Source organism: Pseudomonas farris, from assembly GCF_019145235.1.
Lineage (GTDB): Bacteria > Pseudomonadota > Gammaproteobacteria > Pseudomonadales > Pseudomonadaceae > Aquipseudomonas > Aquipseudomonas farris.
This window is the reverse complement of sequence record NZ_JAHSTV010000019.1, coordinates 20,607-45,040: the sequence shown is the minus strand read 5'-3', so window position 1 is coordinate 45,040 and position 24,434 is coordinate 20,607. Positions and strand designations below refer to the sequence as shown.

Here is a 24,434-nt window from a genome sequence, read left to right as displayed (position 1 = left end):
GGATCGCGTTCTAATGTGGGAGCGGGCTTGCTCGCGAAGAGGGCCTCACAGCCGATACATCCCTCAAACCCCTTTAAAGATGGCCGGCCGCTTCTCGATCATCGACCGAACACCCTCCTTGGCATCCTCGCTGTTCAGCAATGTCTTCACCAGCGCCGGCAAGGCCTGAGCTGCCGCCATTTCACCCTCATAGCGCGCCTGCCGGGCCGACATCAATGTCGCCTGAACCCCCAGCGGCGCCTGCCGGGCAATCCGCTCCGCCAATTCAATGGCCCGAGGCAACAAGTCCTCGCTGGCCATGACCTCCTGCACCAACCCCAGATGCAAGGCTTCATGAGCGTCGAACTCATCGCCAGTAAGCAACCAGCGCATGGCATTGCCCCAGCCGGCGACCTGATGCAGGCGCAAGGTGGCGCCGCCGAACGGGAAGATCCCGCGCTGCACTTCCTTCTGGGCAAAACGGGTATTGCTGGCGCACAGGTTGATGTCGGCAGCCAGCATCAACTCGATGCCAACGGTCAGGCAGTAGCCTTGAGCCGCGACAATCACCGGTTTGTTGACCCGAGGGCCTGCGAGCACGCCCCACGGGTCGCAGCCACCGGGCGGTGCCTGCCAGCCTTCGGCCAGGGCCGCGCCGGCGCTGACCAGATCGAGCCCTGCAGTGAAATGCTCGCCATGGCCGAACACCACCGCGACCCGCGCTTCACTGTCGGCCTCGAACTCGCCATAGGCCAGGCTGAGTTCGTTGAGCAGGTCGAGGTCGAAGGCATTGCGTTTGGCCACCCGATCCAGGCCGATCATCAGGACATGACCGCGCCGTTCACGGGTTACATGACTGGGGCTGGGCTGATTCATAGGACATTTCCTCGGGTGGGGAAGGGGGTGTCAGACCGCAGGTCTGCGTCACAAGAGTGAACCGTTTTAGCGCCATCGTCAGCAGGGCCGGGCCTTTGCAAAATAGACCGTCGCACAATTATCCGCAAAGCCCGTGACACAACGGTATGCGCCGGTTTTTTCCGATAAAAAAAGCTCCCTTTTCGGGCGAATTCCGGTATAGTGCGCGCCGGCCTTTAACCGGGCCGCGTTTAGGTAGCGCAATTCCCCGAAGCCAGCTTCGGCTGCACGTCCGCACAGCGGACTCTTCCTTGACGAATCTTTTTCATTCATTCGTTTTCGCAAATCCCCGCCGACAAAGCAGCCAGGGCGACTCTTGAGTCTTACACGGCATGCGCAGCTTTGGAGCATGGGTCTTTGCGGATGCACTTAGAGGCAGACCCATGACCCAGGAAACCGGCGGCTTCGCCGCTTTTAATCTTAATCCGAATATTCTTGCAGCTGTCATTGCGACCGGCTACGAAGAACCTTCGGCTATTCAGCAGCAATCGATCCCGATCATCATGGCCGGTCACGACATGATTGGTCAGGCGCAAACCGGTACGGGTAAAACCGCCGCGTTCGCCCTGCCGATCCTGCACCGCATCGATCCTGCCAAGCGCGAGCCGCAAGCCCTGATCCTGGCGCCAACCCGTGAGTTGGCGCTGCAAGTAGCAACCGCTTTCGAAACCTACGCCAAGCAAATGCCGGGCGTTACCGTTGTGGCCGTTTACGGCGGCGCGCCTATGGGCCCACAACTGAAAGCAATCCGTAATGGCGCACAGATCGTTGTCGCCACACCGGGCCGTCTGTGCGACCACCTGCGTCGTGACGAAAAAGTTCTGGCTACCGTGAACCACCTGGTTCTCGACGAAGCCGATGAAATGCTCAAACTGGGTTTCATGGACGACCTCGAAGTTATCTTCAAGGCCCTGCCTGCTACCCGTCAGACCGTATTGTTCTCGGCCACCCTGCCGCAGTCGATCCGTGCCATTGCCGAACGCCATCTGCGCGATCCGCAACACGTGAAGATCCAGACCAAGACTCAGACCGTTACCGCGATCGAACAGGCTCACCTGTTGGTTCACGCTGACCAGAAGACCTCGGCTGTATTGAGCCTGCTGGAAGTGGAAGATTTCGACGCCCTGATCATGTTCGTGCGCACCAAGCAAGCGACCCTGGACCTGGCCAGTGCCCTGGAAGCCAAAGGCTACAAAGCCGCTGCGCTGAACGGTGACATTGCTCAGAACCAGCGTGAGCGCGTGATCGAATCCCTCAAGGATGGCCGTCTGGACATCGTTGTGGCGACCGACGTTGCCGCTCGTGGTCTGGACGTTCCGCGCATCACTCACGTGTTCAACGTTGACATGCCGTATGATCCTGAGTCCTACGTTCACCGTATCGGCCGTACTGGCCGTGCCGGTCGCGAAGGTCGTGCACTGCTGCTGGTGACTCCTCGCGAGCGCCGCATGCTGCAAGTGATCGAGCGTGTAACCGGTCAGAAGGTTGCCGAAGTTCGTCTGCCGGATGCCCAGGCCGTTCTCGATGCCCGCATCAAGAAACTGACCAACAGCCTGTCGCCGCTGGTCGCTGATGCCGAATCGACTCACGGTGATCTGCTGGATCGCCTGACCGCCGACATCGGTTGCACCCCGCGGGCACTGGCCGCTGCTCTGCTGCGCAAGGCAACCAACGCTCAGGCGCTGACCCTGGCCGCAATCGAGAAAGAACGTCCACTGGTGCCGAACAGCGCACCGCGTGGTGATCGTCCAGAGCGTTCCGGTGATCGTCCGGACCGTGGTGATCGTGAGCGTCGTGCTCCGGTTCCATTGGCTGAAGGTCGTGCTCGTTGCCGTACCGCGCTGGGTGCGCGTGATGGTATCGCTGCCAAGAACCTGCTGGGCGCCATCCTGAATGAAGGCGGTTTGGCGCGTGAAGCCATCGGCCGCATCCAGGTGCGTGACAGCTTCAGCCTCGTCGAGCTGCCGGAAGATGGTCTGGAGAAGCTGCTGACCAAACTGAAGGACACTCGCGTTGCCGGTAAGCAGTTGAAGCTGCGTCGCTATCGCGAAGATTGATCCGCTCTCGGGCTGATTGATCGCACATAAAAAATCCCCGACTGGTTCGGGGATTTTTTTTGTCTGCTGTTTCTGCCCGGCTTTTGAGCGGAGTCGCCTCCTTCGCGAGCAAGCCCGCTCCCACACTTGATCTTCAGTGAATTCAGAATTCATGTACGACGCAGATCCAGTGTGGGAGCGGGCTTGCTCGCGAAGGGGGCAATTCGGTCTACCTGTCAGCCAAAGCGATAAATGTCCATCCCCAGCGCCCCCATGGTGAACCCCTGGTGCGCAATGCTGAACTCACCCCCGGCCGCGCGGGCAAAGTACAGCGGCAGCAGATGCTCGTCACTCGGATGGTTACGCGCAGCATTTGGAGCTTGCTGGCGATAGTCGTGCAATGCGGCTTCGTCGTTCGCTTCGAGTTTCTCGATCACCCAGTCGCGGAACACCTTGGCCCAGGGTTCGACGCTTTCCGGGCCGGCGTGCCAGTCCAGTTCGCGCAGGTTGTGGGTGATGCTGCCGGATCCAATCAACAGCACACCATGCTCGCGCAGGCTGGCCAAGGCATGGCCGACGCGGGTTTGCAGGGCAGGGCCGCCACGGGTGGGCAGCGAAACCTGCACCACCGGGATATCAGCTTGCGGATACATCAACGACAAGGGCACCCAAACACCGTGGTCGAACGGTCGCTGGCTGTCAATGCGCGCCGGCAGGCCATCGGCCTTCAGCAGCTCGACCACCTCCGCCGTCAGTTGCGGATTGCCTGGGGCCGGGTATTGCACCTCGAACAAGGCCTGCGGAAAGCCGCCGAAGTCGTGCCAGGTTTCAGGCTGAGGGTTGCCGCTGACCAGCAGTTCGCTGCTTTCCCAGTGCGCGGAAACCATCACGATGGCCTTGGGTTTCGGTAATGCTGCGGCCAGGCGCGCGAGAGCCGGCCCGCTGGCGCCAGGTTCCAGGGCTAGCATCGGGGAGCCATGAGAGATATACAGGCTGGGGAACATGAATGAGCTCCTGAGAGTAAGATGGCACCATCTTCAGTCAGATCATTGATCTAAATCTAATATAAGTTTTAGGGTCTTTTGATCGAATTTTTCGGGGTTAATTATGCAGCCGGAGTTTTGGCACAAACGATGGGCGTCGAATCAGATCGGCTTTCATCTGCCGGAAGTGAATCCTTATCTGCAACGGTTCTGGCCAGCGTTGGGCCTGGAAGAGGGCGCTCGCGTGCTGGTGCCGCTGTGTGGGAAAAGTCTGGATCTGTTGTGGCTGGCGCACCAAGGTCATGAGGTCTTGGGGATTGAGCTGTCGGAAAAGGCCGTGGAGGACTTCTTCGGTGAGCATCAATTTGACCCGGACGTCAGTGAGCAGGGGCCGTTCAAGGTCTATCGGGCAGGGTCGATCGAGTTGTGGTGCGGTGATTTCTTTGAGCTGACGGCAGGCGATGTCGCTGACTGCAGCGGGCTGTACGACCGCGCGGCGTTGATTGCCCTGCCGCCGGCGATGCGTGAGCAATACGCGGCTCATCTGATTCGGATTCTGCCGAAGGATGCTTTAGGGCTTTTGATTACGCTGGATTACGACCAGGCGCAAATGGACGGGCCGCCGTTTGCTGTGCTTGATGACGAAGTGCAACGGTTGTTCGGCGATGTGTGGGCGCTGAAGATTCTGGAAGACCAGGACGTTCTGGGTGAGAGCTGGAAGTTTCTTGAGGCCGGTGTCACGCGGCTTGAAGAGCGGGTTTATCGGGTTTCCAGCCATTAAGGTGTGTTGAGTTTGCAGGCCTCTTCGCGAGCAAGCCCGCTCCCACAGTTGCCCGCGTGATCTGAATGGACGCGGTCCACTGTAGGTGCGAGGCTTGCCCGCGAAGAGGCCCCGAAGAGCACCGCACTAATCAAGCAGACGAAAAAAAGGCCCGCATTCACTGCGGGCCTTTTCTTTTAGTGCAGAGCTTGTCAGCCCCGACGACGCAATGCGTCAATACGCTCTTCCAGCGGCGGGTGGCTCATGAACATGCGGGCGAACCCTTGTTTGAGACCGCCGTTGATGCCGAAGGCATTCAGGGTGTCCGGCATGTGCACCGGCAGCCCTTGTTCTGCACGCAGACGCTGCAGGGCACCGATCATTGCGCTGGTACCCGCCAGGCGTGCACCGGCATCATCGGCACGGAATTCGCGTTTGCGCGAGAACCACATGACGATGGCGCTGGCCAGAATACCCAGAACCAGTTCGGCGAAGATGGTCGCTACGTAGTAGGCGATACCTTGGCCTTCTTCGTTCTTGAAGATCACCTTGTCGACAAAGTTACCGATGATCCGGGCGAAGAACATCACGAAGGTGTTCACCACGCCCTGGATCAGCGCCAGGGTGACCATGTCGCCATTGGCCACGTGGCCGATTTCGTGGGCCAGAACGGCTTTCACTTCATCCGGCGAGAAACGCTCGAGCAAGCCCTGGCTGACCGCGACCAGTGCGTCGTTCTTGTTCCAGCCGGTGGCGAAGGCGTTGGCTTCATAGGCCGGGAAAATCCCGACTTCGGGCATCTTGATCCCGGCTTCGCGGGACAATTGCTCGACAGTTTGCAGCAGCCATTGCTCGTGCCGGGTGCGCGGCTGGCTGATGATCTGGGTGCTGGTGCTCATTTTCGCCATCCACTTGGAGATGAACAGCGAGAACAGGGAACCGGCGAAACCAAAGACCGCACAGAAAATCAGCAGCTGATTGAGGTTGAGATCAACCCCGTTGGCCGCCATGAACCCGTTGAAGCCGAAAAGGCTCAGGGTGATGCTGGCAATCAGCACGACCGCCAGGTTAGTGGCCAAAAACAGCAAAATGCGCATCATGGTTGTAGAAATCTCCTCGTGCTAAAGATGTAGCGTACTGCGGGGTATATAAGGTGATGCACCGGGCTATTCAACCGAGTGACTATTTCAAACTGTGTCCTACAGCAACAGTCTAGCGGCTTGAAGGGCATTTCCGACGTCGGCATGGGAAACGGTTGTCAGCCAATTAGCCTCGCAGGCCCCCGCCGTTGTTAGGCGCGGGCATGAAACGTGTCATCGGTCAGCGCTTGAAACAGCGATGTAGGGTGGGGTGCAAAGATATGTTGCTGAATTAATCACCGTGCGACTTTAGCCAGCGTCGCACGGTGACAGGCCACTTACTGGCGATAGGATTTGAGGAAGTTACCGATCCGGCCAATCGCCTGATCCAGGTCGTCGAGCCGTGGCAGGGTGACCACGCGGAAGTGGTCCGGCCATGGCCAGTTGAAGGCCGTGCCTTGTACCACCAGCAGCTTCTCCGAGAGCAGCAGGTCGAGGACGAATTTCTCGTCGTTGTGGATCGGGCAGACTTTCGGGTCGATCCGCGGGAATGCATACAGCGCGCCCATCGGCTTGACGCAGCTCACGCCCGGAATGTCGTTGAGCCGTTCCCAGGTACGATTGCGCTGTTCCAGCAGACGCCCTTGCGGCAGCACCAGATCGTTGATGCTCTGATAGCCGCCCAGCGCGGTCTGGATAGCGTGCTGGCTCGGCACGTTGGCACACAGGCGCATGTTGGCCAGTATGTCGATGCCTTCGATGTAGCTCTGTGCGTGGTGTTTCGGACCGGAAATGGCGATCCAGCCGGAACGGAAGCCAGCCACGCGATAGGACTTGGACAGGCCGTTGAAGGTCAGGCACAGCAAGTCTGGCGCCAGCGAGGCGGTGCAGATGTGCACGGCATCGTCGTACAGGATTTTGTCGTAGATCTCGTCGGAGAACACCACCAGATTGTGCTGGCGGGCCAGTTCCAGCATGCCCAGCAGCACTTCCTTCGAATACACCGCGCCGGTCGGGTTATTCGGGTTGATGATCACCAGCGCCTTGGTGTTCGGGGTGATCTTGGCCTTGATGTCGGCCAGGTCCGGCCACCAGTTGGCCTGCTCGTCGCACAGGTAATGCACCGGGTTGCCACCCGCCAGGCTTACTGCGGCAGTCCACAGCGGGTAGTCGGGAGCCGGCACCAGTACTTCGTCGCCGTTGTTGAGCAGGGCCTGCATCGACATCACGATCAGCTCGGAAACGCCGTTGCCCAGGTAGATGTCTTCGATGCCGACGCCTTCTACCTGCTTTTGCTGGTAGTACTGCATCACGGCCTTGCGGGCGCTGAACAGGCCCTTGGAGTCGCTGTAGCCTTGGGCGGTCGGCAGGTTGCGGATCACGTCCTGAAGGATTTCATCCGGCGCTTCGAAACCAAAAGGTGCCGGGTTGCCGATGTTCAGCTTGAGGATGCGATGGCCTTCCTCTTCCAGGCGTTTGGCGTGCTTGAGCACTGGGCCGCGAATGTCGTAGCAGACGTTGGCGAGCTTGTTCGATTTGCTGACCTGCATGGCGATGTGTTCCCGAAAATGAACGATCCAGGCGGCGTATGAACGACCGTACTGGGAATCCTGCGTATTCACACAGGCCTGACGCCTTGAGTGGCGGCACTCATAATCCGTTTGAATGCGCGTGGTCTGGCTGCCAGACTGGCGTTTGACGAGGCGCAATCATACGTGCCGCCCGATCCGTGGAAAAGGTACAGATCGGGCTTTTTCAGCTGCTGAGGTGTGATCATGGAAAAGTTGGAAAAAACCCTGGAAGAATGGCGGGCCATGCTCGATCCGGAGCAGTATAACGTTTGCCGCCTCAAGGGCACCGAGCGGCCATTCTCCGGTAAGTACAACGACAGCAAGGTCGACGGTGTTTACCACTGCATTTGCTGCAACGCGCCGCTGTTCGACTCAAAGACCAAATTCGATTCCGGCTGCGGCTGGCCGAGCTTCTACGCGCCGATCGGCGACAGCGCGATGGTCGAGATCCGTGATGTCAGCCACGGCATGATCCGCACCGAAGTGGTCTGCGCCACATGCGATGCTCACCTGGGGCATGTGTTCCCGGACGGTCCGCCGCCAACCGGCCTGCGTTATTGCATCAACTCGGTGTGCCTGGACCTCGTTCCCCGCCAATAAACTGCATCGTTGCGCAGGGTCGCGGATGTACCTTGCTTGCGTAGGAGCAGCCTTCGGCAGTTCCTACGATGAGGGGCGCGTGCGGGTACCTATTGATTTATTAAATTGCACACAATTCAATTGCTCGCTATGTTTAGTCTTTGTCCTTCCACTCGGAGTTCGTGCCATGAGCGACAACCTGCTGAGCATTCCTTGCACCACCATCAAGGGCGAGCAAAAGACCTTGGCCGATTTCGCCGGCAAAGCGGTGCTGGTGGTCAACACCGCCAGCAAATGCGGGTTCACCCCGCAGTACAAAGGCCTCGAAGAGTTGTGGCAGACCTACAAGGATCAAGGCCTGGTGGTGCTCGGCTTTCCCTGCAATCAGTTCGGCAAGCAAGAGCCGGGAAACGAAGGGGCGATTTCCGAGTTCTGCGAGTTGAATTACGGAGTGAGTTTCCCGCTATTCAAGAAGATCGAAGTGAATGGTTCCGACGCCCATCCATTGTTCGGTCAGCTGAAAAGGCGCGCACCGGGCTTGCTGGGTTCCCAAGGCATCAAGTGGAACTTCACCAAGTTCCTGATCGGCAAGGACGGCCAGATGGTCAAGCGCTTTGCTCCGGCGACCAAACCGCAGGACCTGAGCCGCGAGATCGAAGCCCTGCTCAAATGAACACGTTGTCAGTTGATTCGCTAAAGCTCGACAGTCAGCTCTGTTTCAAGCTGTACGCCGCTTCTCGGGCGGTGATCCGTGCCTACAAGCCGATGCTCGATCAGTTGGGCCTGACTTACCCGCAATACCTGGCGATGCTGGTGCTGTGGGAATGGCAGGAGGCGGCGCCGGAGCAGCCGACGGTCAAGGCCTTGGGTGAGCGCCTGGCGCTGGATTCCGGGACCTTGACGCCGCTGCTCAAACGGCTTGAGCAACTGCAGCTGGTGCAGCGTCAGCGTTCGGCGCGCGATGAGCGTGAGGTGCACTTGAGCCTGTCGCCCGCCGGCAAGGCTTTGCGCGATCAGGTCGGGCCGCTCAAGGCCCGGCTGTTGTGCGATAGCGGCGTCGATCTTGATCGCCTGAATGATCTGCGCGATGGTCTTGATCACCTGTTGGGGCAAATCAAAGCACTGTCGTAGTGGGTATCCACAAGTCGAGCAGGGCGGCCAGTTCTTCCCGGCGGAAAGGTTTGGCCAGGTAGTCACTCATGCCCGCCGCACGGCAGCGTTCGCGTTCTTCGGACATGGCGTTGGCGGTCAGGGCGACGATGGGCAGCTGTGGCCAACGCCCGCTGCGACGGATCTGCCGGCTGGCTTCATAGCCGTCCATCACTGGCATGTTGCAGTCCATCAGTACCAGATCGAATTCACTCTGCTCAAGCTGATCCAGCGCTTCGCCGCCGTGGGCCGCGATGCTCACCTCGCAACCGAGTTTTCCGAGCATTCCCTTGGCCACCAACTGATTGACCGGGTTGTCTTCCACCAACAGGATGCGTCCGCGTCGCTGGGGTGAGATGGCTTCGATCCGGGCACCGTTGATCGTGGTGAGTTCCGGCTGCAAGATCCGCCGCAATGCCTGATAAAGCGCATTGCGCGCCAAAGGCCGCGCCTGCTGCTGCAAAGGCGCCAAGGCGCTGGCTTGCTCTCCGGGCAGAAAACTGCCGTAAGCGGTCACCAGCAGAATCGGCGCGGTGAAGGTTGGGCGCAGGCCAAACAGGCATTCGGGGCAGTCGGTGATCAGTACATCCGGCTCCAGGCCGATTAACCGGTCATCGATGGAACGCTGCTGATAGTCGAGCCCCCAGCCGGGCAGCAGATTGCTCAACAGTTCCGCCAGACCGCTGCTGGCGGCGGTGATCGCGACGATGTTGCCCCGCAAGGCTGCCGGAGAAATGGCCCGGGTATGGCAGGGCAGGGGCAGATCGGCGCAGAACTGGCTGCCGAAGCCCGCTTCCGAGCTGATCGTCAGACGGCCCTGCATGGCTTCGCAGAGGCTATAAGTCAGCGCCAGGCCCAACCCGGTCCCGCCGAATTGCCGGGTAATGCCGGCACCGGCCTGGGTGAACGGCTGGAAGATTTTGACCTGCGCATCCTGGGCGATGCCGATGCCAGTGTCGCAGACTTCGATTCGCACACCGTCTTCGAACATAGAAAGACGCACATCGACCCGCCCGAAACGGGTGAATTTGAGGGCGTTGGACAACAAGTTGCTGACGATCTGCCGGACCCGGGTCGGATCACCGAGCACCAGTGCGGGAAATTGCGGATCGATCAGGCATGCCAACTCGACACTCGGCGCGGCGTTCTGGGACAGCAGATTGGCGGTGTCTTCGATCAGCGAGCCAAGGTCGAATGGAATGTGTTCGAGTTCGAGCTGGCCGGCATCGAACTTCGACAGGTCGAGAATATCGTTGAGCAGTTCCACCAGTACTTTGCCCGAGTCATGGGCGATGGACAGCTGTTGCTGCTGCTCGGCATTGAGCGGGCCGTCCAGCGAGAGCGCGATCATCCCCAGCAGACCGTTGAGGGGCGTACGGATTTCATGACTCATGTTGGCCAGAAACACCGAGCGCGCTTCGGCCATGTCCAGGGCAGTGCTGCGGGCGACTTCCAGCTCCTCGTTGGATTGGCTGAGGCGGGTATTGATCGCCTTGAGTTCCGCGGTGCGGGCCGAGACGATGTTTTCCAGTTGCGAGAGGTAGTCGGTCAGACGGTTTTCGGCGTTGCGCCGTTGCTGGATTTCGGTGGCGATATTTTCGAACTGCTGATTGGCGACCTTGACCAAGACCCCGATTTCATCGTTTTCATGCCCCGTCGGACACTCCAGCAACGTCGGTTCCGCGCTGCGCGGATCACGGCCACTGAGTTCGCGGATAACCCGCACCAGCGGTTTGGTCAGCATCACGTAAAACAGCGCCAGCAGAATGCCCGTGAGAATCAGGCTGCGCGCGAAGCCGTTGAGCAGGGTCACTTCGGCCCGGCGCAGGAAACGACTGCCGAAGGTGTAGGTATCGACTTCCAGGCGCAAGGTCCCGAGGGACTCGTCCGGCAATTGATCGAGGTAAAGGCGGTCTTCAAACTGCCGGTTGGCACCGAACAGGAAGTCGCTGATCATCCGGTCATTGTTTTCCAGACCCGGACGCTTGACGCTGGCCAGCACGGTATTGTTGTTGTCGGTCAGTTGCGCGCCGATGATCGCCGGGGAGCGCAGCAGGCCCAGGGCCAGTTCCTGAGCGAGTTCGGCATCGATGTTGTAGGCGATGCGGGAGGCGGGGTTATGGCTGATTTCCAGCAAGGACAGTATTTCGCGGTTGATGGAGGCGTCTTCGCTGGCATAATCGATGCCTATTTGCAGCAGGCTGAGCAGCGTGCCCAGAATGAAACCGGCCAGCACCGTAATCCTGGCTTGTTTGTACGACAGCCGGTGGCTGAACTTGATATCCATGGGATGTTGAACCACTTCCGTTTCCCTTCGCTGCTCAAGCATAGTCGATCATCAATGGATACCGATGTTCTCGCAAAACACCTGTAGGGGGTGTAGATGCTGTGTTTCGTCGTTGTACCGCCATCATTACCGTGAACGTGCCCGAGGAGAAGACGTGGATTCCCGATTGAATGCTTTTCTTGAACGCGCCGATGCCGTTCTGGCCCGTATCGAGCCGCTGCTTCCCGCCCCTCGACAAGCCATCGACTGGACGCACTGCCTGGCCGCACGCTGGCAGCGCGAGGGGCGCAGCGGTTTTCTGTTGCCGCTGCAAGTCAGCCTGGACACGCGTTTGTCCGACTTGATCGGCGTTGACCGGCAACTGGAGCAACTGGGCCGCAACACCCAACAGTTCCTCGACGGCATGCCAGCCAACCACGCTTTGCTCTGGGGCTCGCGTGGCACCGGTAAATCGTCGCTGGTGCGCGCCTTGCTGTCGGAACACGCCAAGAGCGGCCTGCGGCTGATCGAGATCGAACGCGATCACCTGGCGGACTTGCCGCGCGTGGTCGAGCAGATCGCCAAGTTGCCTCAACGTTTTGTGCTGTTCTGCGATGACCTGTCGTTCGAGTCGGGCGAGGGCGATTACCGCGTGCTCAAGAGCGTGCTCGATGGTTCGCTCGAGCAGGCGCCAGACAACGTTCTGCTGTACGCCACCTCCAACCGTCGCCATCTGGTGCCGGAGAAGGAAAGCGATAACGAGAACTGGAAAAGGGTCGATGGCGAACTCCATCCCAGTGAGGCGGTGGAAGACAAGATCGCGCTGTCGGACCGTTTTGGCCTGTGGCTGTCGTTCTATCCGTTTACTCAGGAGCATTTCCTCAACGTCGTCGAGCACTGGATCGGTCAATTGGCCGACAAGGCCGGCCTTGAGTGGCAGCGTGATGAAGAGCTGGACATCCTCGCTGTGCGCTGGGCCACGGGCCGGGGCAATCGCAACGGACGTTGCGCGTATCAATTTGCCCGCTATTGGGTCGGGCTGAAGCTGTTGGAGCACAAGGCATGATCGATTTACAAAAGAGCGGCCAGGGCCTGGAGGGCTACGGCATGCTATGGGCACAGCTGGAATCATTGCTGGCAGACGAGCGTGATTTTATCGCCAACGCCGCACAATTTTCGGCGTTTCTGTTCAACCAGCTCGATGACCTGAACTGGGCCGGTTTCTACCTTAATCGCAACGAAGAACTGGTACTTGGCCCGTTTCAGGGGCAGATCGCCTGTGTACGGATTCCATTCGGTCGCGGTGTGTGCGGGGCGGCGGCGGCCACCTTGCAGACTCAGCGGGTCGAAGATGTACATGCGTTCCCCGGGCACATCGCGTGCGACAGTGCCTCGAACAGCGAGTTGGTGGTGCCGCTGGTCAAGGACGGTCGACTGATCGGTGTGCTGGACCTCGACAGCCCGAAACTCGCGCGTTTTACCGCTGACGATCAGGCTGGTATCGAACAACTGGCGGCGATTTTCCTGCGTCTGACCGACTGCTGATCAGGCCGTCAAACCGGCCTTGATCAGTAGGCTTGACGGGTCGACCGCATCAATCTGTCGTGGGTCGAGAAAACGGTTGGCGTACTGCAAGTAGACTTCGTCATTGATGAACAGCCCGAACAACTCGGCGTCAATGTGGGCGTCACGGCACATGGTGGCCATGATGCCCAGTGCTTCGCTCAAGGACTTGGCTTTCTTGTAAGGGCGATCGGCGGCGGTCAACGCTTCGAAAATATCGGCAATCGCCATCATCCGCGCCGGCAGGCTCATGTCTTCGCGCTTCAGCCGTTTGGGATAACCGGTGCCGTCCATTTTTTCGTGGTGGCCGCCGGCGATCTCCGCGATGTTATTGAGGTGGCCGGGGAAGGGCAGGTGATTGAGCATCAGAATCGTCTGCACCATGTGGTGATTGATGATGTAACGCTCTTCGCGGGTCAGGGTGCCTCGGGTGATGCTCAGGTTGTAGAGCTCGCCCCGGTTGTACTTATAGCGCGGCACGTCAAGCTTGAACCCCCAGGGATTGTCGTCCGGGATCAGTTCGCTGTCGGCCCGTTCGAGCAGGTGTTCGGGTTTATCCGCCAATAGCGGCTCGTTGACCGGCAGGGTCGGCGTCGGCGTCCGGGCCTGGCGCCGGTTCTCTTCCCATGAAACGCCCAGTCGATCATCCAGGGTTCGGGTCCAGGTGCGTTGAGCGATGGTGGCCAGGCGTTGCAGATCGGCATCTGCCATGGCCTCGCTGCCGAGGTTGCAGCGGGCGATGAACGCGAAATCATCATCCAGTGCCGCCAGGTTCGCATTGCGCAATTGCGCGAGATGCTCCTCGTCACCCCCCAGGGCGATGGCCTGCCAATAGTTGATCCAGGCATCACGCTTGAGCACTTCGAAACGGGTGCGGATTTCGTGGATGCGGTCGTACAGGGTCTCAAGCTTGGTGGCTTTGTCGACCACGTATTCAGGCGTGGTGACCTTGCCGCAATCATGCAGCCAGGCAGCGATGTGCAGGGCTTCCCATTCATCGTCGGTGGGCTGATAGCTGCTGAAGGCCGGGTCCTGACTGGCCGCGGCAGCTTGCGCCAGCATCAGCGTCAATGCCGGTACCCGCTGGCAATGCCCGCCGGTATAGGGACTCTTGGCATCGATCGCGCCAGCCAGCAGTTGAATAAAAGAGTCCAGCAGCTGTTTCTGTTTGGCTTGCAGGCGCTGACTTTCGATACTCACGGCGGCGGCACCGGAAACCGCCTGGAGAAACGCGATGCGGTCCGGGCGAATTTTTTCCAGGTCGTCTTGCGTGCCGCTGTCGGCCAGCAGCAGGACCAGCAGCCCGACGGTTTCGTTATGACGATTGTGCAGCCGGATACCGATCAGATGAACCCGTGGGCACTCCAGTGCGAGTAAAACCTTCTGCAAATCCCCTGCCTCTTCGAAACCCAGGCTGGTGACGACATTGTTGGCGCTCGACAATTTCTGCATCCATTGAGGGCTCTGCGGATCCTGAGGCGTGTGTCCTTGAATGGCGAATGACGGCAATGCCTGTGAGCTGCCATTGATGACCAGCGCATGAGGCTCCACGCGATCGTCATCACTTTCCCGCAGGTAGAGCAGACCGGCCTGGGCCTGGCCGATCTTCACGGTTTCAAACAACACCCGTTGCAGCAGCGGGGCGAAACGGGTCTCGGCGCTCAGGCTGTCGGTGATCTGGAAAAAACTCGCCAGGGTGTCTTTCATGCGCGCCATCGACACGCTCAGTTGGTCGACTTCAAGCACCGGCGAGCGACGGGAGGCGGGAAAATTGAAATCGAAACTACGAATCGCATCGGCTTCCTGCACCAGGGCGTGCAAGGGTTTGACCAGGATTCTCGAGGTCAGCCAACCCATCGGCAGGCACAACAGCAGCGTCGCCAGGGTAATCAACGCGCCTTGCCAGCGCATGCGGTAGGCATCGACGAGCAATTCGTCCTCCGGCACCAGTAGCGCCAATTGCAGTCCCTGCGGGCCACCCTCCTGGATGCTGCTGCGCGCCACGATCCATTGACGACCCGCGACGTTCAACCGTTTGACCTCGGGAGAACTTGTCAGCAGAGCTGCGAGATTGGGGCTCAGGTCAGCGGCTTTGATCAGCCGGGCCGTCTGCTCGTCGACAATCAGTTTGCTGCTGTCGGGGTAGGCGATGGCATTCCCCTCGGCATCGAACAGCACAATTTCGGTACTGGGGGTCACCAAATGTTCGGCCAGGGTTGCCGACAGTTCGGCCAGCGTGAGGTCGGCCCCCATCACTGCATGCTCGCCACTGCTCCGGGCCAGTGTGGTACCGACGTTGTGGGTGGAGAAAAAAAGGTAGGGCTCGGTGGTGATCTGATCGCGGTTACCGCGGGCGGCGGAGAACCAGGCGCGGGAACGGGGATCGTAGGTTTCGTCGGGGTTGTCCTGACGGCTGATGAGGGCCAGGTTCTGATCGAAAAACAATGATTGGGAGCGGATCTGACCGCTGCTTGGGTGCTCGATGCTCCATACCTGATACGCCGCCGTGTCCGGTGCCTTGACCTGTGTTTTCAGGGCGCCGGTGCGCAAAGGACGAACCATGAAGAAGTCGCCATTGCCATAACCCAGATACAGCGAGGCCAGATCGGGGTTGTCCTTGAGTGATTGGCTGAAGGGCTTGAGCAACGCCAGGCGCTGCTCAAGGTCGAGCGCCTGGGTCGCCGGATTGTCCGCCAGCAGGCTAAGCAGATGACGAATCGGCTGATAGGTGCGGTGCAGGTCCAGGCGGACATCCTGCTCGATACGGTTGAAGAGTTTTTCGCTGCTGGAAAGAATAATCTGGGTGGTTTGCCGATAGTTGAAAATACCCAGAACCACCCCGGTCAGTAACAACAGGAAGGTGAACATCACGCTGATATGGATATGCAGAGGAAACCGGCGTTGATCCGGGCGCAGTGGGCTGGGCATTGCAGCTTTCTCCATGATGATTAACACACTGCTCAGCCCCCAAGCATAGTTAATGCTCCTTCATTTTGCTTTTGTCATGGCTTGCCATCTGTTGTTGCAATGATTGCTCCAGTTCGAGCATGGCGCGCTCCATAGACTTGCTGCAATCGGCCACTTCATCGGGATGGAACCTGTTATTGCAGGCCTGTTCGAGCGCCTCGCAGCTGTCGATCAGTCGGGAGGCCTGGACGATTCGGGCCGCGCCCTTGATTTTGTGGGCGATGTCGAGGAGTGACTGTCGGTCCTTTGACTCGGATAAGGCCAGCATCGCTTTGCGGTCCAGGCGGTTGCTGTTTAGCAGTTCGGTCAACAATCGCTGGTTTAGTGTCGGGTTGCCACCGGTCAACAGGTGCAGCCCCTCCAGACTGAAGGCCGGTTCGCGGACCGTCGGTGTGATGCCTTCGACCCATTGGCTCAAGGCCGTCAGGCTGAGGGGTTTGAACAGGCAATCGTCCATCCCGGCCAGTTTGCAACGTTGTCTTTCCTCCGGCTGTGCGTTGGCGGTGAAACCCAAAACGGTACAGGGAGGGCGTTGCAGGTGCTGTTCATGTTGGCGAATGGCACGGACCAGCTCATATCCATTCATGATCGGCATGTTGCAATCGGCAATCACCAGATCGAATGGCTGATTCTTCCATGCCTCGAACCCCGCCTCGCCGTCTGCTGCGACGTTGAACCGATGCCCGAGAAACTCCAGCTGCTGGCACATGAGCAAGCGATTGGCCGGATGATCATCGACCACCAGCACGTCCAGGGGGGCAGTGCTCAAGTGAATTTTCGGCCCGACAGGTTCCGGCATCCGTTCCGTCGGCAGGGTTGCCAGGTTCAGCGAAACCCAGACCTGTGTACCGACTCCCGGCTGACTGTTCAACTGCAGGCTGCCGCCCATCATTTCGCACAGATTGCGACTGATCACCAGACCCAGCCCCGCACCGCCTCTGGCTGACTGGCCGGAGTTATCGGCCTGGACGAAAGGTTCGAACAACCGCTGTTGATCCTCCTCGCTGATCCCTGCGCCACTGTCTTCAACGCGCAACTGCAACTGGACCCGGTCGGGCTCGTCGGTCGGCTGCAACTCGACGCTGATCCTGACTTGGCCCTGTTGCGTAAACTTGATGGCATTGCTGACCAGGTTGGACAGCACCTGCTTGAAGCGCATCGGGTCCAACAGGACATCGGTCGCCGGTTTGGCAGGGCTGAACTCCAGTTGCAGTCCGAGATTTTTTTGCCGGGCCAACCCGTCGAAAATCCGCACCACCGAAGCTACGGTTTCAGCCAGGTTGACGCGTTCCGGGCTCAGGCTCAAACGCCCGGATTCGATGCGCGCAATATCGAGAATGTCCCCGATCAGCTCCAGCAGGTCTTTCGCCGAGTGGTACGCGACGTCGATGGCGGGTCGATCCGGATGACTGTGATCGATACGTTTGAGCGTCAGTTCGAGCATGCCGATGATTGCATTCATGGGCGTGCGGATCTCATGGCTCATGGTCGCCAGAAAGGTGCTTTTAGCTCGGTTGGCAGCATCGGCTTGCTCTTTCGCGGCCCGCAGTTCATCGAACAGTTGCCGCCGTTCGCTGATGTCGATCCAGCCGCCAATGATGCCTTGCACGTCACCGCTTGAGTCGCGATAGGGAAGAATCCAGTGATAGATCGTCAGCGTGCGGCCATCGATGTGCAACGGACGGTCGAGAATCAGCGGCGTCCCCTCGGCCATGACGCGTTGGTAGTCCGCCTGATATTCCCGTGCTTCGAAGGCGTTGCCGAGGCTGCCCTGTATGACGCCTTTACCGATGATGTCTTCGCGTTTCGCGCAGAAGGTTTCCAGGTAACTGTCATTGCAGCTTTGCAGCAATCCCTGGCGATCACGCACATAGATGGGATGAGGCGTGCCATTGACCAGCGATCGCATGAATTCCAGTTGATCGCTCAAGGCGCGCTCGGCCGCTTGCCGCTGTTTTATCTGGCGCCTCATATAGGCGTTCCAGGCAATGGATATCAGCAGCAACACGCCAGCGCCTATAACGATCTGATAGAACACTCGGTGATAGTTGCGCCAGGTATTTTGCGAGGCTGCTGAATAGCCACGCCAGCGGTTGTTGATGATGCCCAGCTCTTCCGGTGCGATGCTCAGCAGTGCCTTGTCGAGGATGGCGTTCAGTTCCTTGGCGTCGCGCCCGGTTGCCAGGGAAAATGCTGCCTGTCGGGTACCGATGGTTGTGCTGATCTGGAGTGTCTGTTCGAAGATCCGCGATGAGATGAAGTAGTTGGCAATTACCAGTGAGTTCACCGCACCTTCTGCCTGGCCCTCGGCGAGCAACTCCACGGCGCTGAACGTGTCCGGGGTTTCAACCAGATTGATCCGCGGAAACTCGCTGCGCAGGTATTCCACCAGCGGATTGCCTTGGGCGATGGCCAGGCGTTTGTCCTGTAATTGCGTGAGGTTTGTCGGGCTGTCGGCCGCTTTGCGCGTCAGCAGCACAAAGGAGTTTTCCAGATAGGGGCGGCTGAAGTTCAACGTCGTTTCACGTTGGACGCTGGGGAGTAGGGCTGCGATCAGGTCGGCCTGATGGTTAGCGATCTGCTCAATCATCTCATCATCGCTTCGGCTGCGCCGGATTTCGAAACGCAAACCGGTGCGCAACCTGATCAGCTCGAGCAGATCAGCCGTAACACCTCGAAAGTTGCCGTCGCTGTCGAAAAACGTCAGCGGCGCAAACGCTTCATTGACCACGACGCGCACGACCGGATGTTGTGCCAGCCAGCGTTCTTCGCGGTGGCTGAGTTGCAGTTTGTGATCGGTGAGAAGAATGTCGCTGCCGGCACTCCAGCGTTTGGCGATGTTTTCCCGCTCGCTGGTGGGGATGGTCTTGAGTACCGCGTTGATGATCGCGAGCAGATTCGGGTTGTCCTTCTGCACGGCAAAGCTGAAACCATGGGCTTCGTGTTTACCGAAGTTGGCCATGCGGATGTTGTTCAGATACCCCTTGTTGATCATGTAGTGGGTTGAAATGGTGTCGCCAAGAAAAACGTCGGCCTGGTCGAAGGCAACCGCATTGATTGCATTCTGGTAGGACGGGTAAGAGGTGATGATTGCGTTCGGATACAGCGCCCTGACTTCGTCCAGAGGCAGATAGTGATACACCATGCTGAGCCGCATGCCGGCAAGGCCATCGGTCAGCGATCTGGTTTCTCCTTCTCGTGTGACCAGTACGGGTTGATCCACCGCATAAGGCGTGGATAGGGCAATGTCGGCATTGTCTGCCTCGAACCCATTGGCGGTGCCGAGCATGTCGACCTGGCCTTTTTCCAGCGCTTCGATCGCGGCCCCTCGGGAGGCAAAGCGCTGAACCTTGACCGGCAACCCTATGGCCTTGCCAAGGATGCCTGCGTAATCGGCGGTGAAACCTTCATAGTCATGGCCGCTGAGGGTCAGGTCGAAAGGAGGATAATCCGGGGCCGATGTCCCCAGGATCAACTCACGTTTGTCTTTAACCCATTGCCGTTGTGAGGTATCCAGTTGGACTTCCATGTGCCCGGCCGCCGAGCGACTGAGCAGGGTGTAGTGCTCACTGGTCGTCTGTGCCGCGAGTACTGAGGTGCTCAGGCATAAACCCGCGGCCATGAGCATTAGATAATCCTTGAAACGACTGGGCATCCTGTTTCTCACACTAACGCGTTACGTTTTGCCATATCGATGAGTTCAACCAGGGATTTGGCCTTGAGTTTTTGCATGAGTCGTTTTTTATAAGTACTGACCGTCTTGTTGCTGAGAAACATACCCTTGGCAATTTCTTTATTGGTACGGCCCTGAGCGAAAAGCTGTAATACCATCAGCTCTCGATCATTAACGGATTTAAATAATTCCAGGTCGGCCCAGCGCTCGTCGTCACGACGAACAGGGTTCAAGGCTTGACTGGGGAAGTAGTTGTAACCTGATAAGACCGCTTTGATCGCACTCATCAGTTCACTGAGGTCTTCCTGTTTGCATACATAGCCCGATGCGCCGGACTGCATGCAGCGAATACCGAAAAGTGTCGGGCACTGTGCAGTTAATACCAGTGTTTTGAGGGGGGTGCTCATGGCGTTGAAACGGGAAAGAACTTCCAGCCCATCCAGTTTGGGAATGCTGATGTCGAGGATGATCAGGTCAGGCATGCATTCGCGAACCATCTGCATTGCATCGACCCCATTGTCAGTTTCGCCGACGACTTTGTAACCTTCATGTTCCAGCAGCATTCGAACGGCGAGGCGGATGACAGGGTGATCGTCGACAATAAAAACGTTTTGTGGACAAACGTCTCATTGGTGTCAAAGTCCTTAGGCTTTGACCTGCTCCTGCTCCTGCTCCTGCTCCTGCATTAACGAGCTTGAGCTCTGCTTTCGATAGGGAGTGCTCTAAGCTTGATGTTACTGACACATCACTATCTATGGCATACCCCGGAAGCCTCAGGATTTTGCCGGTTTGCTTTTGACTCCCTAAACCGGGCCATATCGATGCATAGTCGATCTCGCCAGTTCAAGCCTCTTAGAGGTGTCGATACAGGGGAGATTTGGCTTGGCTTACGAGTCCCTCACGATCCCTAAAGATCGCGACGGAGATGGGGCAGCGGGTTTCACAATGCAGCGCAATGACGATAGTATTGTGCCATTACCCTAGGACACCCGGATGCCCAGTAACCCTCGCCTAGCGAGTGAGGAGGGGTAGGAGCTCGGCATGGATCAGCTACGCTACAGGAACGCAGACAGACAGCGATTATATCCGGAGCATTTACTCGGGAGCCTTCGTGGTGCCTGAGATTTGACGAACATCTGACCAACGCCCCCGATGAGTCGCCCAGCCGAACATAATCAGAAGAACAACATTTCAATAACTAAGGGATTCATGCATGAGTGAGCAGGAACAGGAATACGCTTTTCACCCAGCTGATCTAATCGAATATGCGATGGACAAACCAATTGGCGCAGCCCGCGCGGCGTTGACAATGGGGTTGGAAGAAGCTGACGTTTACCCCGATATTATCATTGGTGAACTGTCAGGGAACATGGAGTTGAATCAGCGTTTCCTGAAGAAACTCACGGGTGCCTTGCGGAAGAACCCAAATAAAATTATTGGTGATATGCCAAATCATATCAAGGCTCTTCAGTTGGAGCGCGATCTCGGATTATGACTTCCTTTAACTATTATTTTGTGAGTGGCGCACCTGGTCGGAGAGGTATAGCTAATGTTTTTTGGTGAGAACACCATCAAGCTCCCTCCAGCCCCGGAATTTGAGCTCACGGCACTGGATATAGAAAAAGGTGAGCCAGTCCACCCTCTGGATCGTCTGCAGATCATGTCAGCAGACACTTGGGAGGTCTTTACGCTGGAGTTCGTTTCTTACCTGGGCAACGGCTACGAGACCGTAACCCGCTGTGCTGGTGCGGGAGACAAAGGGCGTGATGTTATCGCCAAGTTTGCAACGGGGTGGGACAATTATCAATGCAAGCACTACAAAGATAAGTTGAGCGTTGCAAACGTAGTCGCGGAACTGGGTAAGCTGGTTTACTACACGTGGAGGGAAGACTACACCCTGCCGCGTGATTATCGCTTTGTTTCGCCGAAAGGGTGTAGTTCTGATTGCATTGATATGCTGGTCAACAAGTCTCGCATCAAGGTCGAGATCATCAAGCGCTGGGATAAGGTCTGTAAGGATAAGATCACGAAGACAGAGTCCATTCTTCTTGAGGGTGCTCTGTTGGACTATCTCAACACCATCGACTTTTCTTTTGTTGATGAGATGTCTTCCCAGGAGTTGATTGCTAAGCATGCGCTGACACCGTATCACTCAACGCGTTTCGGGAGCTACCATCTAAAGCGACCACAGGTTCAGAAATCCGTACCTGATGTTGTTGGAGATAACGAGAAAGTCTACATTGAAGCTCTCCTGCACGCTTTCTCCGATGCCGATGGGGCAGAGTATACACTTGATAGCGTTATGGACACTGATTACAAGGATGACTTGGAGCGAGCGAGGATTAACTTCTTCAGCGCTGAGTCGCTGGAGATGTTTTCCCGAGATGCGTTTCCAACAGGGTGCTATGAAAGCCTCAAGGTCGAGTGTCACGAAGGTGTTCACAGTGTAGTACGTAAAAAGTTCGATGATGGGTATCAACGGTTTCTCGAAGTCAGCACTCACTGCGTGAAGATTCAATATGACGCCCATCCTCTGCGTCATTTCTTGCAGACCTCTGATCGAAAGGGGCTATGCCACCAGTTGGTGAACGACCTCAAGTTTAAATGGATCAAGAAATAGATGATAAATTCAAAGGACTTGTACAATAGCCCTGTGGAGATTGGTGCGCGCATCGTTTTGTTGCTCGCGGGCTTGTCCCGGGAGCTTGACCTGGATGAGCTAATCTTCTTTGACTATGCGTCGATTTATAGCAGTGACTTTGAAGGGGAGCCAAGTCTCCACCCTGTCTTACTGAATCGACTTGCCGAGCTGGTTCGTAGGCGAGAAATATTTCCAGGCGCGATTAAGCTATTTATTGCTAAGGGATTGATGACTTCTCGGGTTGACGAGCATGGTGTTCGCTATTCAAGCACTGACGCCGGTAGGGCATTTGCCACCAAGTTGACCACTGAATATCACGCAGATTTCAAGCAGCGTGTTTTGTGGGTCGAGAATAATATTGGTTACCTCGCTGCTGAGCGTCGCAGTATTTATAAAATTGACAGGGTGGTCTGATGTATATTGAAAGTGTGGTTGTGAGTGGCCCTGATCGGAGGGACGCTTCCGTGTATTTTACGAAGGGTGCTAATGTTGTTCAGGGTGGTTCTAATACGGGCAAATCCTACATTGTTCAGTGCATCAAATTTGCCTTGGGTTCAAATACGCCCCCAAAGACTATAGATGAGTCTTTGGGCTACACCACGGTCAGGGTTAAATTTATAAATGATGATGAGACCTCTTTTACTATTGAGAGGGGGCTTTCTGCAAGTTCAAAGCCTACCTTTTATGATGAGAGTGGGGAGGTTCAAGTTCTGGGTGTAAAACACAACCCTACGAAAATGAATTCTATTTCCAACCAAATTTTGGACAGGTTGGGACTCAATGGAAAACTTCTGCTGAAAGGCACTACTTCGTTAAACAATGCCTCTTTCTCTCTTCGCGATTTCGAAAAAGTTTTTTTGATGGATGAAACGCGAATTGTTGCTGATTACTCTCCATTGGGTACAGGCCAAAATGATGGAGCCACTAAAGAAAATTCTATCCTGAAGCTGCTGCTCACCGGAAAAGACGACGCCGGGGTTAAACAGGCTAAGAAGGAGCTGGCGTCAAAGGGGGCGTTGAGACATCGAGTTGCTGCGGTCGAAGACATCATCAGGCAATTCTATCCGGATGATGACGCCGCTGAGGCCCTTGAGCTCCAGAAGCTCAACTCGTTTACCGCCCAGGTCGCGCTCCGACTGGGGGTGGCTGAAAATGAGCTGGAAGGTGCGTTCCATTCGAGTGAAGACCTGTTTACCCAAAAAGCCAACCAGCTCTCTGAGCTGGAGTCTGTTGAAGGCAAACTCGCAGAAGATAAGGCGCTTCTCGACCGATTCGACATGCTTGGCCAGAAGTACGAATCAGACCGCCAGCGCCTGCAGGGCATTGAGCAGGCGGCAGTTCTGCTTGATGGTTCAGACGCTGTGCTATGTCCAACCTGCGGCAACCATTTTGACTCCGAGTCATGCACGACGGACGTTGAGGATATCAAAAAAGGTGTTTCCTTCGAGTTGAATCGAATTTCGAAGAACATTTACGAGCTCGCGGAAGCCCAGGGATCCTTGACCGCAGCGATCGAACGAAACGCCTTCAGCGCTGAGGCCGCCAAGACGTCCATCGCCGCACTGGAGAGGTTGATCTCATCCGAGATCCAAGATTCGGTACAGGCCGTAAGCGACCTGAAGGAGCTCGCCTCGTGCCTTAGGCAAGACAAATCTGCACTGGAACGGCGTGTAGCCGATAAGGTCAGGCTGAAGGGAGAGCTAAAACGGCTCGGCATTTTGCTGCTTGAAGAGCAAAACACCTATACGCCTGAAAGCTTTGAGGAAACAGCCCAGCCGCTGGTAAAAGAGATTGAAGCGATTTTGAAACGGTGGAGCTTCCCGAATTACAGCCCGGTAACATTCAATTTCGCAACACGAGACATCAACATTGGTGGGAGTGCGAGAGGCAATTTCGGCAAAGGGTATCGAGCGATCGCTTCAGCTGCGTTCGCGCTGGGGCTGATGAATTTTCTGAAGCTTTCTGGGCGTCATCCTGGTTTTGTCGTGCTCGATTCGCCACTGACTACGTACAAGGAAGGGGATCCGGAGCCAGGGGAGGAAGATAAAGAAGTAGCTGAGGATATGATATACGCGTTCTATCAGGATATTGCAGATAACTTCAAAGATTCTCAAGTTATCGTATTTGAGAATAAAGAGCCTGACACGGCTATCATTCCTCAATTGAATTACGAGCACTTTACTAAGAGCAGGGGAAATGGTCGATATGGCTTCTTTCCGCTAAAAAACTGATTCGATGCTGTGATGTAGTCGGTCACTCGTCTAGTGGGTGGT

Annotated in this window: 19 protein-coding genes; 11 read left to right on the top strand and 8 right to left on the bottom strand. The window is 57.1% G+C overall.

Annotation, left to right across the window (positions count from 1 at the left end; genetic code table 11):
- Positions 1-63: 63 nt before the first annotated feature.
- Complete coding sequence (locus tag KVG95_RS28480; protein ID WP_217858815.1) at positions 64-855, bottom strand: crotonase/enoyl-CoA hydratase family protein; 792 nt, start codon at positions 853-855, stop codon at positions 64-66.
- A gap of 422 nt (positions 856-1,277) precedes the next feature.
- Between KVG95_RS28480 and KVG95_RS28475 the strand changes: the two genes are divergently transcribed.
- Positions 1,278-2,951: a DEAD/DEAH box helicase gene (locus KVG95_RS28475; RefSeq protein WP_052964005.1), complete on the top strand. Its 1,674-nt coding sequence runs from the start codon at positions 1,278-1,280 to the stop codon at positions 2,949-2,951.
- A gap of 215 nt (positions 2,952-3,166) precedes the next feature.
- Here KVG95_RS28475 and KVG95_RS28470 read toward each other — a convergent pair whose 3' ends face one another.
- Positions 3,167-3,934 carry a DODA-type extradiol aromatic ring-opening family dioxygenase gene (locus tag KVG95_RS28470; RefSeq protein ID WP_217858814.1) on the bottom strand — a complete coding sequence of 256 codons (768 nt, stop codon included), beginning with the start codon at positions 3,932-3,934 and terminating at the stop codon, positions 3,167-3,169.
- Positions 3,935-4,037: 103 nt separating this feature from the next.
- Between KVG95_RS28470 and KVG95_RS28465 the strand changes: the two genes are divergently transcribed.
- Complete coding sequence (locus tag KVG95_RS28465; protein ID WP_217858813.1) at positions 4,038-4,694, top strand: thiopurine S-methyltransferase; 657 nt, start codon at positions 4,038-4,040, stop codon at positions 4,692-4,694.
- A gap of 191 nt (positions 4,695-4,885) precedes the next feature.
- Here the strand turns inward: KVG95_RS28465 and htpX are convergent, their stop codons facing one another.
- On the bottom strand, positions 4,886-5,773 hold the full coding sequence (htpX, locus tag KVG95_RS28460) for a protease HtpX (protein ID WP_008075669.1): 888 nt from the start codon (positions 5,771-5,773) through the stop codon (positions 4,886-4,888).
- Between the two features lie 317 nt (positions 5,774-6,090).
- A complete protein-coding gene (locus KVG95_RS28455; protein ID WP_217858830.1) occupies positions 6,091-7,302 on the bottom strand; it encodes a pyridoxal phosphate-dependent aminotransferase in 1,212 nt (403 codons plus the stop codon).
- Between the two features lie 225 nt (positions 7,303-7,527).
- Between KVG95_RS28455 and msrB the strand changes: the two genes are divergently transcribed.
- The 3 genes from msrB to KVG95_RS28440 all read left to right on the top strand — a co-directional run bounded on the left by msrB (position 7,528) and on the right by KVG95_RS28440 (position 9,033).
- Positions 7,528-7,923 carry a peptide-methionine (R)-S-oxide reductase MsrB gene (msrB, locus tag KVG95_RS28450; protein WP_217858812.1) on the top strand — a complete coding sequence of 132 codons (396 nt, stop codon included), beginning with the start codon at positions 7,528-7,530 and terminating at the stop codon, positions 7,921-7,923.
- Positions 7,924-8,089: 166 nt separating this feature from the next.
- Positions 8,090-8,575 (top strand): glutathione peroxidase, encoded by a 486-nt coding sequence (locus tag KVG95_RS28445; RefSeq protein ID WP_217858811.1) that lies wholly within the window; start codon positions 8,090-8,092, stop codon positions 8,573-8,575.
- Positions 8,572-9,033, top strand: a complete 462-nt coding sequence (locus KVG95_RS28440; protein ID WP_038982224.1) for a MarR family winged helix-turn-helix transcriptional regulator — start codon at positions 8,572-8,574, stop codon at positions 9,031-9,033. Before KVG95_RS28445 ends, KVG95_RS28440 begins: the two co-directional genes overlap by 4 nt.
- Here the strand turns inward: KVG95_RS28440 and KVG95_RS28435 are convergent.
- Positions 9,017-11,338 (bottom strand): hybrid sensor histidine kinase/response regulator, encoded by a 2,322-nt coding sequence (locus KVG95_RS28435; RefSeq protein WP_217858810.1) that lies wholly within the window; start codon positions 11,336-11,338, stop codon positions 9,017-9,019. The genes KVG95_RS28440 and KVG95_RS28435 overlap by 17 nt on opposite strands.
- 154 nt (positions 11,339-11,492) lie before the next feature.
- Between KVG95_RS28435 and KVG95_RS28430 the strand changes: the two genes are divergently transcribed.
- Together KVG95_RS28430 and KVG95_RS28425 are read left to right on the top strand one after the other, a co-directional pair.
- A complete protein-coding gene (locus KVG95_RS28430) occupies positions 11,493-12,383 on the top strand; it encodes an ATP-binding protein (protein WP_052963990.1) in 891 nt (296 codons plus the stop codon).
- Positions 12,380-12,862, top strand: a complete 483-nt coding sequence (locus tag KVG95_RS28425) for a GAF domain-containing protein (RefSeq protein ID WP_007940023.1) — start codon at positions 12,380-12,382, stop codon at positions 12,860-12,862. The genes KVG95_RS28430 and KVG95_RS28425 overlap by 4 nt, the downstream gene beginning before the upstream one ends.
- On the opposite strand, the gene KVG95_RS28420 is transcribed toward KVG95_RS28425, so the two are convergent.
- Genes KVG95_RS28420 through KVG95_RS28410 form a run of 3 tightly spaced genes read right to left on the bottom strand, consistent with a single transcriptional unit; the run spans position 12,863 to position 20,122 of the window.
- Positions 12,863-15,808 (bottom strand): HD domain-containing phosphohydrolase, encoded by a 2,946-nt coding sequence (locus tag KVG95_RS28420; protein ID WP_217858809.1) that lies wholly within the window; start codon positions 15,806-15,808, stop codon positions 12,863-12,865.
- Between the two features lie 49 nt (positions 15,809-15,857).
- Complete coding sequence (locus tag KVG95_RS28415) at positions 15,858-19,502, bottom strand: transporter substrate-binding domain-containing protein (RefSeq protein WP_217858808.1); 3,645 nt, start codon at positions 19,500-19,502, stop codon at positions 15,858-15,860.
- Between the two features lie 8 nt (positions 19,503-19,510).
- The gene (locus tag KVG95_RS28410) at positions 19,511-20,122 is read right to left on the bottom strand and encodes a response regulator (protein WP_367616800.1); all 612 of its coding nucleotides are present in this window, start codon (positions 20,120-20,122) and stop codon (positions 19,511-19,513) included.
- Between the two features lie 611 nt (positions 20,123-20,733).
- Here KVG95_RS28410 and KVG95_RS28405 point away from each other — a divergent pair.
- From KVG95_RS28405 to KVG95_RS28390, 4 genes are read left to right on the top strand one after another with little or no spacing between them, the layout of a single operon-like run.
- A complete protein-coding gene (locus KVG95_RS28405; protein WP_054613947.1) occupies positions 20,734-21,015 on the top strand; it encodes a hypothetical protein in 282 nt (93 codons plus the stop codon).
- Between the two features lie 54 nt (positions 21,016-21,069).
- The gene (locus KVG95_RS28400) at positions 21,070-22,140 is read left to right on the top strand and encodes an ABC-three component system protein (protein WP_217858806.1); all 1,071 of its coding nucleotides are present in this window, start codon (positions 21,070-21,072) and stop codon (positions 22,138-22,140) included.
- Positions 22,141-22,575: an ABC-three component system middle component 2 gene (locus tag KVG95_RS28395; RefSeq protein WP_217858805.1), complete on the top strand. Its 435-nt coding sequence runs from the start codon at positions 22,141-22,143 to the stop codon at positions 22,573-22,575.
- Entirely contained in the window at positions 22,575-24,392 is a 1,818-nt protein-coding gene (locus KVG95_RS28390) for an ATP-binding protein (RefSeq protein WP_217858804.1), read from the top strand. The genes KVG95_RS28395 and KVG95_RS28390 overlap by 1 nt, the downstream gene beginning before the upstream one ends.
- Positions 24,393-24,434: the final 42 nt, after the last annotated feature.

Bases quoted from the DNA above. Each gene is read 5' to 3' on its own strand.
- KVG95_RS28480 (WP_217858815.1), bottom strand. From the start codon at position 855: ATGAATCAGCCCAGCCCCAGTCATGTAACCCGTGAACGGCGCGGTCAT.
- KVG95_RS28475 (WP_052964005.1), top strand. From the start codon at position 1,278: ATGACCCAGGAAACCGGCGGCTTCGCCGCTTTTAATCTTAATCCGAAT.
- KVG95_RS28470 (WP_217858814.1), bottom strand. From the start codon at position 3,934: ATGTTCCCCAGCCTGTATATCTCTCATGGCTCCCCGATGCTAGCCCTG.
- KVG95_RS28465 (WP_217858813.1), top strand. From the start codon at position 4,038: ATGCAGCCGGAGTTTTGGCACAAACGATGGGCGTCGAATCAGATCGGC.
- htpX (WP_008075669.1), bottom strand. From the start codon at position 5,773: ATGATGCGCATTTTGCTGTTTTTGGCCACTAACCTGGCGGTCGTGCTG.
- KVG95_RS28455 (WP_217858830.1), bottom strand. From the start codon at position 7,302: ATGCAGGTCAGCAAATCGAACAAGCTCGCCAACGTCTGCTACGACATT.
- msrB (WP_217858812.1), top strand. From the start codon at position 7,528: ATGGAAAAGTTGGAAAAAACCCTGGAAGAATGGCGGGCCATGCTCGAT.
- KVG95_RS28445 (WP_217858811.1), top strand. From the start codon at position 8,090: ATGAGCGACAACCTGCTGAGCATTCCTTGCACCACCATCAAGGGCGAG.
- KVG95_RS28440 (WP_038982224.1), top strand. From the start codon at position 8,572: ATGAACACGTTGTCAGTTGATTCGCTAAAGCTCGACAGTCAGCTCTGT.
- KVG95_RS28435 (WP_217858810.1), bottom strand. From the start codon at position 11,338: ATGGATATCAAGTTCAGCCACCGGCTGTCGTACAAACAAGCCAGGATT.
- KVG95_RS28425 (WP_007940023.1), top strand. From the start codon at position 12,380: ATGATCGATTTACAAAAGAGCGGCCAGGGCCTGGAGGGCTACGGCATG.
- KVG95_RS28420 (WP_217858809.1), bottom strand. From the start codon at position 15,808: ATGCCCAGCCCACTGCGCCCGGATCAACGCCGGTTTCCTCTGCATATC.
- KVG95_RS28415 (WP_217858808.1), bottom strand. From the start codon at position 19,502: ATGCCCAGTCGTTTCAAGGATTATCTAATGCTCATGGCCGCGGGTTTA.
- KVG95_RS28405 (WP_054613947.1), top strand. From the start codon at position 20,734: ATGAGTGAGCAGGAACAGGAATACGCTTTTCACCCAGCTGATCTAATC.
- KVG95_RS28400 (WP_217858806.1), top strand. From the start codon at position 21,070: ATGTTTTTTGGTGAGAACACCATCAAGCTCCCTCCAGCCCCGGAATTT.
- KVG95_RS28395 (WP_217858805.1), top strand. From the start codon at position 22,141: ATGATAAATTCAAAGGACTTGTACAATAGCCCTGTGGAGATTGGTGCG.
- KVG95_RS28390 (WP_217858804.1), top strand. From the start codon at position 22,575: ATGTATATTGAAAGTGTGGTTGTGAGTGGCCCTGATCGGAGGGACGCT.